The 487-nt window shown below is 72.9% G+C and carries 2 protein-coding genes; both read right to left on the bottom strand.

Annotation, left to right across the window (positions count from 1 at the left end):
• The coding region (locus tag Q0L15_RS20685; RefSeq protein WP_296606578.1) for a 3-hydroxyacyl-CoA dehydrogenase NAD-binding domain-containing protein at nt 1-344 on the bottom strand (344 nt) is incomplete at its 3' end.
• Entirely contained in the window at nt 341-457 is a 117-nt protein-coding gene (locus tag Q0L15_RS25045; RefSeq protein ID WP_366939625.1) for a 3-keto-5-aminohexanoate cleavage protein, read from the bottom strand. The genes Q0L15_RS20685 and Q0L15_RS25045, both read right to left, overlap by 4 nt.
• Nucleotides 458-487: the final 30 nt, after the last annotated feature.

The raw sequence follows: 487 nt of genomic DNA on the forward strand, positions 1-487 counted from the left end.
TCGGGATGCGCGCACCGGTCCTGCATCTCGCTCATCGGGTAGCCCGACGTGGACGACGAGACGACCACGTCCGCCGGCGTCACCGCGTCGATGTCGGCCAGCAGCCTCCGCTTGAGCTCGAGGTCCTCCGGCGCGCTCTCCTGCACGAAGTCCGCACGCGCGCACGCGGCGGCGAGGTCGGACTCGACGACGAGGTGGTCGCGGCTCGCGCCGTCGGCCAGCCCGAGCTCGGTCAGCGCGACCACGTCGTAGCCGCGGGCCAGGAAGTACGCCGCCCAGCCGCCGCCGATGACCCCGGCGCCGACGCAGGCGACGGTGCGGACGTCCTCCGGTGCGGGCCTCATCGCTGCTTCAGCGCGAGGATCTCGCGGCCCTCGTCCGGGGTGGCGACGTGCGCACCCATGGCCTCCACGATGGTCCGCGCCCGCTCGACGAGCTGCGCGTTGGTCGCCTTCACGCCCTTGCTCAGGTAGAGGTTGTCCTCGAG

Source organism: Nocardioides sp. (assembly GCF_024509035.1).
Lineage (GTDB): Bacteria > Actinomycetota > Actinomycetes > Propionibacteriales > Nocardioidaceae > Nocardioides.